Source organism: Capnocytophaga sp., from assembly GCF_030532915.1.
In the GTDB taxonomy this organism is placed as follows: Bacteria; Bacteroidota; Bacteroidia; order Flavobacteriales; family Flavobacteriaceae; genus Capnocytophaga.
The window spans coordinates 31716-47871 of the sequence record NZ_JAUNKD010000012.1; the positions used below are offsets into that span (position 1 = coordinate 31716).

The window sequence follows — 16156 nt, forward strand, 5'->3', positions numbered from 1 at the left end:
AAGGAGTATCACTTTTATTTTCAGACCTTTAAAACTTGTTCAAAAGGTACTCGTTGAGAGATGCTTCTACCCAAGGTAACTTCATCGGCATATTCCAACTCACCTCCCACCGAAATGCCGCGTGCAATGGTGGAAACAGTAATTTTGAATGATTCTATTTGTTTGAAAATGTAGAAGTTAGTGGTGTCTCCTTCCATCGTGTTGCTCAGAGCAAAGATGAGTTCCTTTACATTTCCGGATTGTACTTTTTTTACTAATGAATTGATATTCAAGTTTGAAGGTCCTACTCCGTCAATAGGCGATATTTTTCCGCCCAAAACGTGGTACTTCCCGAAAAATTGCCCTGTATTTTCAATCGCCATAACATCACGAAAATCCTCAACCACGCATATAACTTCATCATCGCGCAACGGGTTTTCGCAAATCTCACAAACTTCAAGGTCTGAAATATTATGACAATGGCTACAATACTGAATATGAGTGCGTAAGTTTACCAAAGCACTTGCCAATCGAAGCGATTGTTCTTCGGGTTGTTTCAGTAAATGTAATGCCAAACGCAATGCGGTTCGCTTCCCGATTCCGGGCAGTTGCGAAATTTCATACACCGCATTTTCAAGTAATTTTGATGAAAAATCCATTCTGCAAAGGTAGAAAAAAGTTGAATTTTTTCAGGCAACCAAAAATATTTTTTTACCCAAAAATGAAATTTTAAAAATTAAATGTCCTTTTTGTGTTTTATAACCTAAAAACAAAAGGATGTAAAAATTTGTAAATCAGCGATAAAAATAATTTATTTTAAATAAATCTAAATAAAATTAGTTTGTTGTAAAAATCTTTTTTACTTTTGCCCCGTTGTTAGTTGTTAGAAAAACGAAACACGTAACATATTGTGTGTGATTGTGTTTTGTTTATGATTCATTCATATTTTATCTCTTCACTACTGAATTAGTTAGTTTTAAGCGAAAAAGTCTGCATAGGCAGACTTTTTTGTTTTTAAGTCTATTTTTTTTGTAAATTTGTCCTTAAAAAAATAATGATGAAAAAATTCATTCTGTTTATATTTCTGGGGGTGATTTGCCTCCAAAATCATAAGATTTACGCACAATCAAATTATTCAGAGTTGCCTAATCCTGTGAAGGTTGATACCGAAAAATGGAAACAAATCACTGATTATCAAATAGGCTGGGGTTCTACGGATGTTCGTTACAAAAAAGAAGTGCCTTCGTATAATCTGTTTCAAACCAAACGTTTAAGAGCGTGGAAGGGCGAGCGGGTTTCGGGACAAATTGTTATTTCCAATCCGTTTGAAATTTCGGAAATTTCCATTGAAATAGCTGATTTTAAGCATACTAAAAAAAATAGTTCCTTACCGAAAAATCAAATTTCGGTTGGTTTTTTGAAATATGTGATGACCGACGAGCTGAACAAAGACAAAAAAGGAGCTTGCGGAGCTCGTAAAGCCTCTGATTTTGATTCCACGTTGGTGGCTGACGTGATTGACCATTTTTCCAAAAAGCACGAATTTCAAAAACAAGAAACGCGTGGGGCTTGGCTTAAAATTCAAGTTCCGCAAAATGCTGAAAATGGGATATATAAAGGAAAGATTTTAGTTAAAAAAGGAAAGAAAATTCTGAAAAAATTACCGCTTGAACTTGAAGTGATAAACCGAGCTTTGCCCCCTGCCAACGCTTGGAAATTCCATTTGGATTTGTGGCAAAATCCTTATGCGGTGGCTCGTTATTTTAATGTAACGCCTTGGTCAGAAGCTCATTTTGAGCATCTTAAAACCGAAATGAAGCCCTACGCTGACGCAGGTGGAAAATCCATTACCACTTCCATAATGTTTGAGCCTTGGGGCGGACAAACGCAAGACCCGTTCAACTCAATGGTTACGTGGTTTAAAAAATTGGATGGTTCGTGGCATTTTGATTTTTCTGTTTTTGATAAATGGGTTGAATTTATGCAGCAAATGGGTGTAAATAAGCAAATTAACTGCTATTCAATGGTGCCTTGGAAACTGTCGTTTCAGTATTTTGACCAAGCTACCAACCAATTGCAACGCATTGAAACGAAGCCCGGAGAACCTGAATACGAAACGATGTGGATGGCAATGCTCACCGCTTTTGCCAAACATTTAAAGGCAAAAGGCTGGTTTGAAAAGACTTACATTTCAATGGACGAACGCCCGATGGAAGTGATGCAGCAAACACTTAAAATTATCAAAAAAGCCGACCCTAATTTCAAAGTTTCGTTGGCGGGGGCTTGGCACAAAGAATTGGAAGCCGATTTGGATGATTATTGTGTTGCCCTGCGTATGAAATATCCCGAAGAAATCAAAAATAAACGCAAACAACAAGGCAAAGTAACCACGTATTACACCAGTTGCGAAGAGCCTTACCCTAATACTTTTACGTTTAGTGAACCTGCTGAAAGCGAATGGTTTGCGTGGTATGCTGCCAAAGAAAATCTCGACGGATATTTGCGGTGGGCATTCAATAGTTGGACATATAATCCGTTGTTAGACAGTCGTTTCAGAACGTGGGCAGCAGGCGACACCTATTTGGTATATCCTATGGGAAGAAGTTCCGTTCGTTTTGAAAGAATGGTAGAGGGCATTCAATTTTATGAAAAAATACGCATTTTACGTCAGGAATTCAGCGAAAAGCAAAATTCCGAAGGACTTAAAAAAATAGAAAACGCCCTGCAACTTTTTGATGAGAAAACCCTGCCGAACAATCCCGCTTCGGAAGTTACTCAAAAAGCAAGAGAAATCATTAATTCATTATAGTGATACTGTTTGAAAATCAGTTATTTTTCTGTGCCAAATCGTGCTGCTGTGTTGAGTTTCCCGATAAGGTTTTTGGCAATGGCATTGCCGTATTCTTTTTTGCGATATTTCGTAATTGGTTGAATGCCAATGATGCTGTTGGTTATAAAAAGTTCATCGGCTTTTTGAAGTTCAAAAGGCGAAATTGATGTTTCAACTATTTTAAAATCAGGAGTTTTTACTATTATTTTTAGTAATATTTTTCGGGTAATTCCGTTGAGGCAACCGTCTGTTAATGGCGGGGTTTTAATTGTATTTTCATTTACCAGAAATAGATTTCCGTTTAAGGCACCGGCAATGTTTTTACTGTTATTGAGCAAAATACAATTTTGATAGTCATTTTCACGGGCAAAAATACTTCCGGTAATATTTACTAACTTATTGGTATGTTTTATGTTAGCAAGTAAATCGGGTTGCACGTAAAAATCTTTGAAAAGTTCCACTTCGTAAGGGGAATTACTCAATTCATAGAAAGGCGAGTCAAGTTTTTCAGTTTCAATGATATAACTAACATTGTTGGTTTGCGGGGTGTATAACCCTCCGTCATTTCTGAAAACAGTGATGCGAATGCGTGCCGAACTATTTGCTAAATTGTTGATTTTTAACGTTTCCAAAATTTCACTTTCCAGAAATTCCATCGTGAAAGAAAGTGGTATTTCCATTCGTAAAATTCGCATTGAAGCCATTAGTCGGAGATAATGTTCTTCCCAAAAAAGTAATTTTTCGTGAGTGTATTTCAGTGTGTCAAAAACGGCATCACCGTATTTAAAAGCTCTGTTTTGAATGGTTAAAACAGCATTTTCTGATTTTAAAAAAAAACTATTGTGGTTTATTTTCATCATTTTAATTTATTAAAGAACGTTTTATTACACCGACCCCAATGCGTGTTTGAGTTCAGCTACTTGGTTTTCCCACAGCATTTTAGACTCTTCCAAATCATCGGGAGTAGCAAAATCAATTATCACTAACGAAACATCATCGGTGATTTCATCAACCATAATTTTCATTTCAAAATATGAATCGTCTCCACTGTTTAGCCAACGAAATTTCACCGATTCGTCTAATTTTTTTCGCAATAATTTGGCTTCTTCTTCGGTGTCTTCCCAAATGAACGTGTATATTTCCCCCCGCGAATTTACATTGTCGGCATACCATTCTGATAGTCCGGAAGGTGTTGATATATATTGATATAGCATCTGTGGCGAGACGTGAATATCAAATTCCAACTCATATTTTATTTTATGTTGCATAATTTCAATATCTAAAAATTGAACTGGGGCAAGATATGACTTAAAAACTAAATACACAAATTTTTTTTAATATTTCGTGAAATTAAACTTTAATATGCTGAAAATGAATGTAAAATTTAAATGTTTAAACCAAAATAATTTAGCGCAAGTAGCGATGTTTCTGTGCGGTTTGAAATGAATAGAAAAACGAAAGAAAAAACAAAAATAAAAAAGAATTTTTAGTCTTATTTTGATTATTAAAATGCTTATTTTTAGTTTGTTATTTTTTAAGTAAGATTTAACACAGTAAATATTTTTTCAAAAAAGCGAAAAATACAAAACTAAATTATATCTTTGTCTTTTATATGTAAGAATAACATTTTTCGCTATGGATAAGTATTCATTTTTGAACGCAGCCGGCACGGCTTATTTTGGGGATTTGTATGAAAAATATTTAGAAAATCCTGATTCGGTTGAAGCAAGTTGGAGAGCTTTTTTCCAAGGTTTCGATTTTGCACAAGAAAATTACGGCACGTCGTATGATGACACAGTTCAGACGATGGCTCAGAAAGTAGACTCGGGCAGTAACATCGCCAGTGAGCAACTGCAAAAAGAATTCAAAGTGCTGAATTTAATTAACGCCTACCGCACTTACGGGCATCTTTTCACGAAAATCAACCCGATTCGCCAGCGTGAAGCCTTCCTTCCCGATTTAAAAATTGAAAATTTCGGACTTTCAAACGCCGATTTGGACACTGTTTTCGATTCTGCCAAAGAAATCGGATTGCAGCCCGCATCGTTGCGAACCATTATCAACACGCTCATCAGCATTTACTGCACGTCCATCGGGGTGGAATATGCGTACGTTCGCGAACCCGAAATACGCCAATGGATTGAAAATAAACTCTATAAGAATGCCAACAAACCGCAATTCTCAACCGAAGAAAAGTTACGCATTCTCGCAAAACTCAACGAGGCTACTTCATTTGAGAACTTCTTGCACACTAAATACGTAGGGCAAAAACGATTTTCGCTCGAAGGAAACGACGCTCTGGTGGCAGGTTTGGATTTCGTAGTGGAAAAAGCCGCCGAAAAGGGCGTGGAACACTTGGTTTTGGGAATGGCTCACCGAGGTCGGTTGAATGTTTTGGCAAATGTCTTCGATAAAAATCCACAAGAGATTTTCTCTGAATTTGACGGAAAAGACTATGAAATGGAAGACAATTTCGATGGCGACGTTAAGTACCACTTGGGCATTACCACCGACAAATTGACCCAATCAGGGAAAAAGATTAACATCAATCTGGCGCCTAATCCGTCACATTTGGAAACCGTTGGCGCTGTTATCGAAGGAATTACCCGTGCCAAGCAAGATAAATATTGTCCGGCGGACATCAAAAAGGTACTTCCGATTGCCATTCACGGCGATGCGGCAGTTTCCGGGCAAGGCGTAGTATACGAAATCACACAAATGTGTCAGCTTAAAGGATTTAAGACCGGAGGTACCATTCATATCGTAGTGAATAACCAAGTTGGGTTCACCACGAACTACACCGATTCGCGCTCGTCCGTATATTGCACTGACATTGCCAAAGTAAATTCATCGCCTGTGCTACACGTAAACTCCGATGATGCCGAAGCGGTAGTTCACGCCTTCCTCTTGGCACTTGATTTCCGTCAAGAGTTCGGACGCGACATTTTTATCGACCTGCTTGGCTATCGTAAGTACGGACATAACGAAGGTGACGAACCCCGTTTCACACAACCCGTACTTTATAAAACTATTGGAAAACACGATAACCCACGAACTATTTACGCTCAAAAACTCATCACCGAAGGCATCACTTCGCAGGAATTTGTTGTCCGAATTGAGAACGAATATAAGGCAAAACTGGACAATGATTTGGAAACTTCGCGCAAAGAAGCCCTAACCGTCATCAAACCTTTTATGCAAAACGAATGGAAAGGCTTCGAAATCGCATCGCGTGCCAAAATGCTCGAAAAAGTTGATACTTCATTCGATAAAGAAACCCTTAAAGAGATTGCTCAAATCATAACCGAGCTTCCTTCCGACAAGAAATTCATCAACAAAATCAAAAAAATCATCGCTGACCGCCGAGAAGGTTTCTTTGAGAAGAACACTATCGACTGGGGTACCGCCGAACACTTGGCGTTTGCCACATTGCTCTCCGAAGGTTTCAACGTTCGGCTAACGGGGCAGGATGTTCAGCGGGGAACCTTCTCACATCGGCACGCAGTGGTCAAAACCGAAGACACGGAAGAGGAAGTAACGCCGCTTGCCGCCCTAAAACAGCACCCCAAGCACGCAAAAGGAAACTTTTATGTCTATAATTCGCTACTTTCAGAGTATGGTGTGCTGGGTTATGAGTATGGTTACGCAATGGCTAGCCCCAATACGCTAACCATTTGGGAAGCTCAGTTTGGTGATTTCTCAAACGGGGCACAAATTATGCTCGACCAGTACGTTTGTTGCGGTGAAGATAAATGGAAAACCCAAGACGGCGTAGTGATGTTGCTCCCGCACGGATACGAAGGGCAAGGAGCCGAACACTCTTCGGCACGTATCGAACGGTATTTGCAACTTTGTGCGGATAAGAATATGTACGTAGCAAACTGTACCACACCGGCGAACATCTATCACCTGCTTCGCCGACAGATGAAAACCAATTTCCGCAAACCGCTCGTAGTGTTCACACCCAAGAGCCTACTGCGCCACCCGCAGGTCGTTTCAACGATTGACGATTTGGCACACGGGCAATTCCAAGAGGTAATTGACGACCCTGTTGCCGACGCGGCGAAAGTAAAAACCCTTGTGTTCTGCTCGGGTCGCTTTTATTACGACTTGGTTGCCGAGCGTGAGAAATTAGGTCGCACCGATGTGGCATTCGTTCGCATCGAACAGTTATTCCCGCTCCCAACCGAGCAACTCAAAGCCGTTTTAAGCAAATACAAAAACGCCGATGATTTTGTTTGGGCGCAAGAAGAGCCGAAGAATATGGGAGCTTACGGATATATGTTGATGTTCTTCGATTTTGTTAGCTGGCGTTTGGCATCGAACACCGTGTATGCGGCACCGGCTTCCGGAAGTCACGCGCGCGACCGCAAACGACACGCCGAAGCCATCGCAATGGTTTTTGACCGTAACGCCGATGCGAAAAAGAATATATAATATATGGTGTACTTTGCCAAAGTTTTTGTAACTTTGGCGAAGTTTCCGATGTTCATTAATTTAGTAACGGAATTTACTATGTACGCAATCCTTTTTGAAATCGAACCTTCCGTAGCAGCGCAGAATTGTGGCGTGCCATACAACCAAGTAAGCGACAAAATAACGGAATTACTGCAAGGCTATGACTTTATTCGGGAGCAAGAAGGCGTATATCTGTCAAAAACTGCTTCAAAACAGCAGGCAATTGCCGCCATTGAAGCACTCTCTAATCGAGATTGGTTTTTATTGTCCGTTGTTAAGATACAGCTGTTCAAAATCGAAGAATGGGAAGATTTTTCTCCGAAAATGGATAAAAAAATGCAGGAATTGCTGTTCCGAATATCGAAATAATTAAAAATAGGTTCTTTTTCTGGTTTTTTAGCCTTGAAGCAGCTTACTTCTTATAAGGAATTGGTTGCTACTGATAGAAAACAGCTTGCTACCGATAGGAAATAGCTTGCTTCATATCGGGAATTTAATTTCTTTTCAAGGGAAATAAATAGCTAAGTTCGGGTGTTTTATTCCGAAAGAGAAGCAAAAAGCGACCGATATTCGGCAAAAGATGACGGAGATAAGGCGAAAAATAACGTAAATACGGAATTGTTTAAGGAAGATAAGAATAGAAATTTCTGTTCTTGGAAATAGTAAAAAATAATAATAACATTAAATTAAATCAAAATGGCAAAGACGTCAAGACCAAAAGTTAGTTATGCCGACCTTGTAGCAAAAGCAAAGGTAATGGTAGCGGGATTGAAAAATAATTCCGAAGATGTACAGAAACGAGGGATTGCTCCTGAATTTACAACGCTACTTGAAAAGCGATGTGAGGAAGCAGTTGCCCTAAACAACGAACAAGAACGCCTAAAAGCGGAACTTAAAGCCAAAACAGACGAGTTTGTTGCGAAATTGAACGAAATTCACGAGCAAATGCGCGAATCAAACACCGTTGTTAAGCTGGCTATTCCGCAAGTTCGGTGGAAAGAGTTCGGAATCGAGGCTTCAAGATAGCAATTTGAAGCATATGAGTAGTAAAACGAAGAAATATCATACTTAAAAACGAATAGTACTATGTTAGAAATGAAAGTTCCCTCGCCGGGAGAATCCATAACGGAAGTAGAAATAGCACGTTGGCTCGTTAAAACGGGCGATTATGTCGAAAAAGACCAAGCCATTGCCGAAGTTGATTCGGACAAAGCCACACTTGAATTACCTGCTGAGGCTTCGGGCGTAATCACACTCCAAGCCGAAGAGGGCGATGCCGTAAAAGTGGGACAGGTAGTCTGCTTAATCGACACGGAAGCCCAAAAACCCTCGGAGAGTGCTTCTGCTGTCGCTCCAAAAACCGAAACAGTAGCAGAAGCTCCGAAAAAAGAAGCCATTAAGGAAACGCCTGCGGCGGTTGAAAAAACAACTTACGCAACGGGTACGTCCAGTCCGTCGGCTCGTAAAATATTGGAAGAGAAACAAATCCCGGCTTCGGCAGTAAAAGGCACCGGTCGGGACGGACGTATCACCAAAGAAGATGCCGTGAAGGCTTCCAAGCCATCAATGGGCACACCAACGGGCGGAAGTCGCTTTGAAACGCGAACAAAAATGTCAATGTTGCGCCGAAAAGTCGCCGAACGGTTAGTATCTGCCAAAAATGAGACAGCAATGCTCACTACGTTCAACGAAGTGGATATGAGTGCGATTTATCAGCTCCGAGTAGAGTATAAAGATGCCTTTAAAGAGAAACACAATGTGAATTTAGGGTTTATGTCGTTCTTCACGTTGGCGGTGGTTCGCGCATTGAAGTTATTCCCTGACGTAAATTCGATGATTGACGGGCAAGAAAAGGTAACGTATGACTTTTGTGATATATCGATTGCCGTATCCGGTCCGAAAGGTTTGATGGTTCCGGTGATTCGCAACGCTGAAAACTTATCATTCCGCGGTGTGGAAGCAGAAGTGAAGCGTTTGGCGTTACGTGCGCGCGATGGTCAGATAACCGTTGACGAAATGACGGGCGGAACGTTCACCATCACCAACGGAGGTGTCTTTGGTTCGATGCTTTCCACCCCGATTATCAATCCACCGCAGTCAGGTATTTTAGGAATGCACAACGTTGTGGAACGCCCTGTGGTTAAAAACGGACAGATAGTCGTAGCTCCGGTGATGTATGTCGCACTTTCGTATGACCATCGCATCATTGACGGACGTGAATCCGTAGGTTTCTTGGTAGCTGTGAAAGAAGCGCTTGAAAATCCCGTTGAAATTTTAATGAACGGCAACGCAAAGGCAGCTTTGGAATTGTAATTAATTTTCATACTGGTAGGAAAGGGGCAAAGAGTCTGAAAATCCGTAATGTTTTTCTTTGCCTCCTTTCTTTATTTACTACATACGGAACAGATTAAAACCATTAGAATTAAACATCGCATAAAATAGATGAAACGAAAAACCATTTGGAACTTAGCACTCATATTGTTGGTGCTTTCTTTTTTTGTTACGCCATTGGGTTACGAGAGTAAGATTATTTTGCAGCGTATTTTCGCAAGTTCGGTCGATATATTGCCAAAAGATGAGCAATATACGATTGATTTTGACTGGAAACTGAAAGACCGTGACAATAAGGAATTTAACTTTTCCCAATCACGGGGCAAGCATCCCGCTTTTGTGTACTTTTGGTCGTCTTGGCGGGTAACGAGTGTCGCTGATTTGGCAGGCATTCAGAAACTGTACGATGATTATCACCAAAAGGTAGATTTTTATGTCGTAACAAACGAATTGCCCGCCCCCGTTGAAGAACTGATGCAGAAAAGAGGCTACAATTTTAAGGTAACTTACTTAATCATAGGCGAAAAAATGCCTTTTGATGCGGAGAAAATCCCATCAGGTTACATTGTTGATAAACAAGGTGTCGTTAAAGCGAAAAGTGAACGCATTGCCAAGTGGAACAGTAGCGACGTTCGCGAATTGTTAGACCAATTACTATAAAGTAGAATAAACTTAAAAAATAAAAATACGATGATTCAGGTATCAGAGCAGGCAAAGAAGAAACTCATTTCTTTGATGGAGGAAGAAGGTTTCGATAATGCGACCGACTTTGTCCGTGTGGGCGTGAAAAGTGGCGGTTGCAGCGGACTTTCATACGAACTTAAATTTGATAAAACCACCGATGAAGACGATAAACTATTTGAAGACAACGGCATTCGCATTGTTGTGAATAAAAAAAGTTTTCTTTACTTGGTAGGAACCATTTTAGAATATTCCGGTGGTTTAAACGGAAAAGGATTTGTTTTTAATAATCCTAATGCAAACCGAACTTGCGGTTGCGGTGAAAGTTTTTCAATGTAAAAATAAGAATATATTTACCGATAAAAAAGCTGCTCAAAAGCAGCTTTTTTTGTTTTTTTTTGAAATCAATGTTGATTATCGTAATTTTTTTGACATTAATTTACCAAATGATTTGGCTGTTTTGGCAAAACCCTCACCGATGCGGGTTTCATCGTTGAAATTGCTTCCAAATTGGTTGCCGGGAGCTTCAATAGCTTCAATTTGGTAAAGAACATTTGATTTGTTGTTTGTTTCTACAATTTTAAGCGTTGTGGTAACTTTTGCAGGTTGTTTTACGATGCCGGCATCCCAACCGCGATAAATCCAGATGACATCAACTAATAAAGTGTATTTTGCATTATTCAAATTTAAGTTGAATGAAATACCTTTATTTTTAGTGATAGTTTGGTCTAAAAGTTTTAAAAAATTAGGTTGCCAGATATTTTCTTTAGCAGTTTTCCAGCCTGTGAGCCAAATATCACCTTCTTCTTGATTTTTTTTGTTTAAATACTCAATTCGGTCAGCGATATACTCTTCTTCGGTGAGGTTATCTTTCATTAAATGCAAATTTGTGTAATTAAACGCAACATTAACTTGCGTTTCGCCTTTTAAAACAGTAATATTACCTGTTTCGTTTTGAAATTTTTGCGCATAAGTTATGAAAAACGTAATAAATAATGCTGTTGTGAAAAAAAATCGTTTCATAAACTGAAAATTTTGGTTTAAAATATAATGTTATTATTAATTTCTTAATTTTTGGTTCGCTTATCAACAAAATGGATTGGTTTTCGGCTTGTTGAAGGAAAAATTTGTTTTTCTAATTCATCAATTGAATGAAATTCAATTTTTGGTACAACACGAAGCTTCGCTCTGAAATGATTACTAATTTCTTCCTTTAAATTATCAGAAGGGAAATGAGAACCAATTTTAATTAGAATTTCATCGGTTAAAAGTTCATTGGTGTTGATTTCAATTATATAATTTTCAACTTTGTCAAATGATGTAAGCAAATCGGTTAAGGCAGGCGGATATAAAGTTGTTCCTTTATATTTAATCATTTGTTGTTTTCGTCCTAAAACGGGACTAATTCGTTTTGTGTTACGCCCACAGCCGCAATTTTCAGAATGAAATGAAACTATATCTCCCGTTCGGAATCGAAGTAAAGGCATTGCTTCCACATTTAAAGTTGTGATGGTTAATTCGCCTGAAACTCCATCAGGTACGTTATTTCCGTTTTCATCAAGCACCTCAGTGATGATAAGTTCAGGATGATGATGCCCTCCTTGTTGAAATTCACATTCAGTAAATGTAGTACTCATTTCGGTAGAAGCATAGGTTGAAAAAAGTTGTAAATTTTTCCATTTACTCAGAATTTTTTCAGTAAGCAGATTATTTTTGAAATTTTCTTGACGTAAAGATTCCCCAATGCAAATAATTCCTTCTACCGATGAAGATTGATAATCAATATTGTTTTTTTCGGCATATTCAATCATCTTTAATAAAAAAGAAGGAACGGCAATTAAAAATTTAGGCTTGTAAGTCAAAATAGAATCCCATTGAAGTTCTGGAATGCCAGCCCCAACACGAATTATACTTGCCCCGAGCTTTCGGATACCTAAAAAATAAGCCAAACCTGCCATAAAACGCCTGTCGATAGTTGTCATTAATTGAACAATGTCTCCTTTTTTAATTCCGGCACAGTTAAGTGATATTGCTTCGTTGTAAGCAAGCCTTTCCAAGTCATTTTCGGTTAAACCAAAAGTGACGGGCGTTCCTAACGTGCCGGAAGTGGTTGTGTAATCAATGATTTTATCTAATGATACACACTGAAATAGATTATTATGCTGTTGCAGGTCATCTTTTGAAGTTGTTGGGATTTTAGCTAAATCTTCTAATTTTTGTATGTCATTTATATCAATGGAATGTTTTTTGAAAAGGTTTTGATAAAATGGAGAATGATTTTTTAAATAAATTAGTAATTTTTTTAGCTTTTCTTCCTGAAACTGTTTAATTTCTGCTTGGCTTTTTAATTCTATTTCGGGTATCATTGCGGTTTGTTTTTAGGTCAGTTTATTTGCTTTATTAAAGGTGATTGACTAAAAAAAATAAGAAATAAACTAACTTTTAGCAATTATTTTTTATCATTAAAACCGTATTCATTCCAAAGTGATTTTGAAATGTCTAGCTTTATTCTTTTTTTGAGCGTAATGTACAAAGTGCTTAATTCTTTTAAGTTTTTGTCTAACTCGGCAGTTTTTGACTTTAATAATGCTTTTAATTTTTCTTGTTCACTATTTAATTTTTCAGAATTTTCTTTTAATTCTTTCAATTTTGAAATAGTTTCTTCACTTACACCTGCGGGTAAATTTTCTTTGTTGTTGTTGAGTGCATCAATCATTATTTTTGCAGCAACTACTTTTTCTGAATAGTTTTTTGTAGCCATCTTCTTAAATTTTTAAAGTATTAAACAATATGTATTATAAATTTTCTACAAAGGTATAAAAAATATTTTCTATTAAACAAATTTTTATGAAAACTTTAACTTTTTGGTTTTTTATTAACTTTGTCAAAATTCAAAACTTTAACAAAGTTTTTTTAGACTAAAAATTTAGTTTTATTATGTTGAAAAACTAAATTTTGATGTTTTGATGAGTAACTTTGTCAAAGTTATAAAACTTTGACAAGGTTTTTTGAAAAAAAATGATTTTAAATTAAATTTATATGTCAAAAAAATAAATTATGATGTTGAAAAACTAATTTTTTATATTTAAAATTAAAATTATAATGTTTAAAAAATGTTTTTGTACGTATGAAAATAAAAAATATACATTAAAAATTAAATTTTTGATGTTGTTATTTTAATTTATAAGATAATATTTAATAATTTTTTGATTTCTTCATCAGTATTATAGCTGTGTAAGCAAATTCGTAAACGTTCTTTTCCTTTTTCAACGGTTGGAGAAAGAATCGGAATGATACCAAAGCCATTTTTTTGAAATTTTGCTGCTTTTTCTTTAACAAAATCATTTCCTGATAAAATTACAGCTTGTATGGCTGAATTTGATTCGATAAACTGATAGTTTTTTAATGCTGTTTCAGAATTGATTAAATTTATATCTGTATTTTTATGCTGATTTAAAATTTCTTTAAATAAACTGATTTTTTGATGTAAAATAGCAGTATTTTTTGTAATTTTAAGCTGATTGTAACTTGCCAGTAGCGTTGCAACGCTGTGAGGTGACATTGCGGTTGTATAAATAAAAGAACGGGCAAAATTTATCAAATATTTTTTAACAACTTCACTGCAAAGCACCGAAGCACCGTGACAGCCCAATGCTTTTCCGTATGTAACAATTCGGGCAAATACATTTTTTTCCAAACCTAATTGCTGAATGAGTCCCGAACCTTGAAAACCAAAAATGCCTAATGCGTGTGCTTCATCAACTACTAAAAAAGCATTATATTTAGTTGCTAAATCACTCATTTTAACTAAATCGGGCGAATCTCCATCCATTGAGAAAACCGATTCGGTTGCTATGAAAATTGAAGTTGCTTTTGTTGAAAATTTTTTGAGTAATTGCTCTAAATCTTCCAAATCATTGTGTTTAAACTTAAAAGATTGTGCCAAACTAAGTGAAATTCCGTCGCGAATAGATGCGTGAATAAAATTGTCATATAAAATAATGTCTCCGCGATTTGGAATAGAGGAAAAGAAACCTATGTTGGCATCATAACCTGAATTAAAAAGCAATGCACTCTCGGCATTATGAAAATTTTTGATTTCATTTTCAGCCAATTCAAACAAAGGAAAATTTCCGGAAATTAATCGCGAACCGGTTGAACCATTTTGTATTTTTTCAGACTTTAAAATGAATTCAGCTTCTTTTTTTATTTCATCAGAAGTTGCAAAACCCAAATAATCATTAGAATAGAAATCATACTCAAATTGTGTGTTTTTTAAACTTCTTAATGCATTTTGGGCTGTTCTTTCCTCTAATTTTTTGGTGATATGTGGCGGAATTTTCATTTTTAGGATTTTTATTTGAAAAAAAATGGTTTATAACTGAATTTGATTTGACAAAGTTATGAAATTAATCGTAAAAATTAAAAAATTTCTACTTTTAATATTTTTTTTGTTTTTTCAGTGATTTTAAATCGGTTATCCAAACGTTTTCCGGTTATCCAAGCAATACTTTCACCGGAACATAGTAACCACTGCTGTTCTTTATCAAACAAAGTGTATTTTTCATCAATAAAAAATTTTGATATTGTTTTTTTCTGTTTCATTCCTAATGGATAGAAAAAATCTCCCTGTTTTTTATGTCGCAAAATCAGTGGAAATGAAAGGGAATCATAATCCATATAAGCGATATCATTGCCGGATTCTTTATATATATCAGTATCAAAAAAATGCTGAATATCGCGCTCGATAATTGAAAAACGGATTTCAATGGAGCTTTTTAAATCAGAAATGGTGATTTTCCGATTTAAATTTTCCAAAATTGTTTCTTTATGGAAGTGAACGATAAGCGGGGGAATTTCAGCATCATAACTATTTTCAGAAAGTTTGAACAAATATAATTTTTCTCTATCGCCAATCAATTGATGCGTAGGTGAGAAGAGTTGTTTGCCACTTTCATTATTAATTAATCGTTTTATGTCGTTGATATTCTTAAAATTGTACGGATAAAAAAGTTTATGAAGCACAAAATCAAGATTTTCTACATCAATGAATGCTTTTTTATCGATATCAGTTTGAAATTCGTATTCTTTAAAATATTTTTTTTTGATATTTTCAATAGTATTATCAATAAATTGCTGTGATTGTTCTAAAAAATGCTGTGTTTTTTGAAAATTAGTTAAAAAAGTAGGGTGAATTTCTTTTAAAACAGGCAAAATATTATGTCGAATCTTGTTTCGGATATATTTTTCGGTTTGGTTGGAACTATCTTCCCGCCATTGTAAATTTTCTTGTCGGGCAAATTCTAAAATGGCATCGCGTGAAAAAATAAGCAACGGACGAATAATTTTTCCATTTTTTTGAGGAATTCCCGTCAGTCCGTCCAATCCGGAGCCTCTAGAAAGATTAATGATAAAAGTTTCGAGATTATCATCAGCGTGATGGGCAGTAGCAATGAAATCACACTGATTTTCAGATGCTATTTCTTCAAACCAATTATATCGGAGTTTGCGGGCAGCCAGTTGGGTATTCATTTTGCTTTTGGCTGAAAACTCAGACGTGTTGAAGCGTTTTGTAATGGTTTTGATGCCTAATTTTTTGCCAAAATCTTTTACAAATTGCTCATCTTCATTGCTTTCATCTGCCCGAAGCTGAAAATTACAATGCGCTAAAATAATGGGTTGTTTTATTGAAAAAAATAGGTAAGCAAGCACAATACTATCTACCCCGCCACTGATGGCGACCAAAATTTTACTGTTTTGGGCTTGAAATTGCTCAAAAAAATGGGTTTTAAATTTTTCAATCATCTTTAAAGTTTTTTAGATGGAAATTTTTTGATTGCTGAAATGTAATTTGTAAAACTTTGACAAAGATACGTT

15 protein-coding genes are annotated in these 16156 nt (G+C 36.5%); 7 read left to right on the forward strand and 8 right to left on the reverse strand.

Annotated elements, in window-relative coordinates; translation table 11 throughout:
* Positions 1 to 20: 20 nt before the first annotated feature.
* Positions 21 to 638, reverse strand: coding sequence for a recombination mediator RecR (recR, locus tag Q4D72_RS05320; RefSeq protein ID WP_303076547.1), 618 nt, complete (start codon positions 636 to 638; stop codon positions 21 to 23).
* 395 nt (positions 639 to 1033) lie between these two features.
* Here recR and Q4D72_RS05325 point away from each other — a divergent pair, with 395 nt between their 5' ends.
* The gene (locus tag Q4D72_RS05325; RefSeq protein WP_303076548.1) at positions 1034 to 2788 is read left to right on the forward strand and encodes a DUF4091 domain-containing protein; all 1755 of its coding nucleotides are present in this window, start codon (positions 1034 to 1036) and stop codon (positions 2786 to 2788) included.
* A gap of 20 nt (positions 2789 to 2808) precedes the next feature.
* On the opposite strand, the gene Q4D72_RS05330 is transcribed toward Q4D72_RS05325, so the two are convergent.
* The gene (locus Q4D72_RS05330) at positions 2809 to 3666 is read right to left on the reverse strand and encodes an aminotransferase class IV (protein ID WP_303076602.1); all 858 of its coding nucleotides are present in this window, start codon (positions 3664 to 3666) and stop codon (positions 2809 to 2811) included.
* A 27-nt stretch (positions 3667 to 3693) separates the two neighbouring features.
* On the reverse strand, positions 3694 to 4077 hold the full coding sequence (locus Q4D72_RS05335; RefSeq protein ID WP_303076549.1) for an START-like domain-containing protein: 384 nt from the start codon (positions 4075 to 4077) through the stop codon (positions 3694 to 3696).
* 367 nt (positions 4078 to 4444) lie between these two features.
* On the opposite strand from Q4D72_RS05335, the gene Q4D72_RS05340 reads away from it, so the two are divergent.
* The 6 genes from Q4D72_RS05340 to Q4D72_RS05365 all read left to right on the forward strand — a co-directional run bounded on the left by Q4D72_RS05340 (position 4445) and on the right by Q4D72_RS05365 (position 10618).
* Complete coding sequence (locus Q4D72_RS05340; RefSeq protein ID WP_303076550.1) at positions 4445 to 7246, forward strand: 2-oxoglutarate dehydrogenase E1 component; 2802 nt, start codon at positions 4445 to 4447, stop codon at positions 7244 to 7246.
* 78 nt (positions 7247 to 7324) lie between these two features.
* A complete protein-coding gene (locus tag Q4D72_RS05345; RefSeq protein WP_303076552.1) occupies positions 7325 to 7636 on the forward strand; it encodes a hypothetical protein in 312 nt (103 codons plus the stop codon).
* A gap of 327 nt (positions 7637 to 7963) precedes the next feature.
* The gene (locus Q4D72_RS05350; protein ID WP_303076553.1) at positions 7964 to 8293 is read left to right on the forward strand and encodes a hypothetical protein; all 330 of its coding nucleotides are present in this window, start codon (positions 7964 to 7966) and stop codon (positions 8291 to 8293) included.
* Between the two features lie 60 nt (positions 8294 to 8353).
* Positions 8354 to 9580: a 2-oxoglutarate dehydrogenase complex dihydrolipoyllysine-residue succinyltransferase gene (gene odhB / locus Q4D72_RS05355; RefSeq protein ID WP_303076554.1), complete on the forward strand. Its 1227-nt coding sequence runs from the start codon at positions 8354 to 8356 to the stop codon at positions 9578 to 9580.
* Positions 9581 to 9709: 129 nt separating this feature from the next.
* Positions 9710 to 10258, forward strand: coding sequence for a TlpA disulfide reductase family protein (locus Q4D72_RS05360; RefSeq protein WP_303076556.1), 549 nt, complete (start codon positions 9710 to 9712; stop codon positions 10256 to 10258).
* Between the two features lie 30 nt (positions 10259 to 10288).
* Positions 10289 to 10618 carry an iron-sulfur cluster assembly accessory protein gene (locus Q4D72_RS05365; RefSeq protein WP_303076558.1) on the forward strand — a complete coding sequence of 110 codons (330 nt, stop codon included), beginning with the start codon at positions 10289 to 10291 and terminating at the stop codon, positions 10616 to 10618.
* 75 nt (positions 10619 to 10693) lie between these two features.
* Here Q4D72_RS05365 and Q4D72_RS05370 read toward each other — a convergent pair whose 3' ends face one another.
* The 5 genes from Q4D72_RS05370 to tilS all read right to left on the reverse strand — a co-directional run bounded on the left by Q4D72_RS05370 (position 10694) and on the right by tilS (position 16084).
* The gene (locus Q4D72_RS05370) at positions 10694 to 11302 is read right to left on the reverse strand and encodes a hypothetical protein (protein WP_303076560.1); all 609 of its coding nucleotides are present in this window, start codon (positions 11300 to 11302) and stop codon (positions 10694 to 10696) included.
* Between the two features lie 44 nt (positions 11303 to 11346).
* Complete coding sequence (locus Q4D72_RS05375; RefSeq protein WP_303076561.1) at positions 11347 to 12645, reverse strand: phenylacetate--CoA ligase family protein; 1299 nt, start codon at positions 12643 to 12645, stop codon at positions 11347 to 11349.
* Positions 12646 to 12728: 83 nt separating this feature from the next.
* Positions 12729 to 13040 carry a membrane-binding protein gene (locus Q4D72_RS05380; RefSeq protein WP_303076563.1) on the reverse strand — a complete coding sequence of 104 codons (312 nt, stop codon included), beginning with the start codon at positions 13038 to 13040 and terminating at the stop codon, positions 12729 to 12731.
* A gap of 420 nt (positions 13041 to 13460) precedes the next feature.
* Positions 13461 to 14624, reverse strand: coding sequence for an 8-amino-7-oxononanoate synthase (locus tag Q4D72_RS05385; RefSeq protein WP_303076564.1), 1164 nt, complete (start codon positions 14622 to 14624; stop codon positions 13461 to 13463).
* 77 nt (positions 14625 to 14701) lie between these two features.
* Positions 14702 to 16084: a tRNA lysidine(34) synthetase TilS gene (tilS, locus tag Q4D72_RS05390; protein WP_303076565.1), complete on the reverse strand. Its 1383-nt coding sequence runs from the start codon at positions 16082 to 16084 to the stop codon at positions 14702 to 14704.
* Positions 16085 to 16156 lie beyond the last annotated feature (72 nt).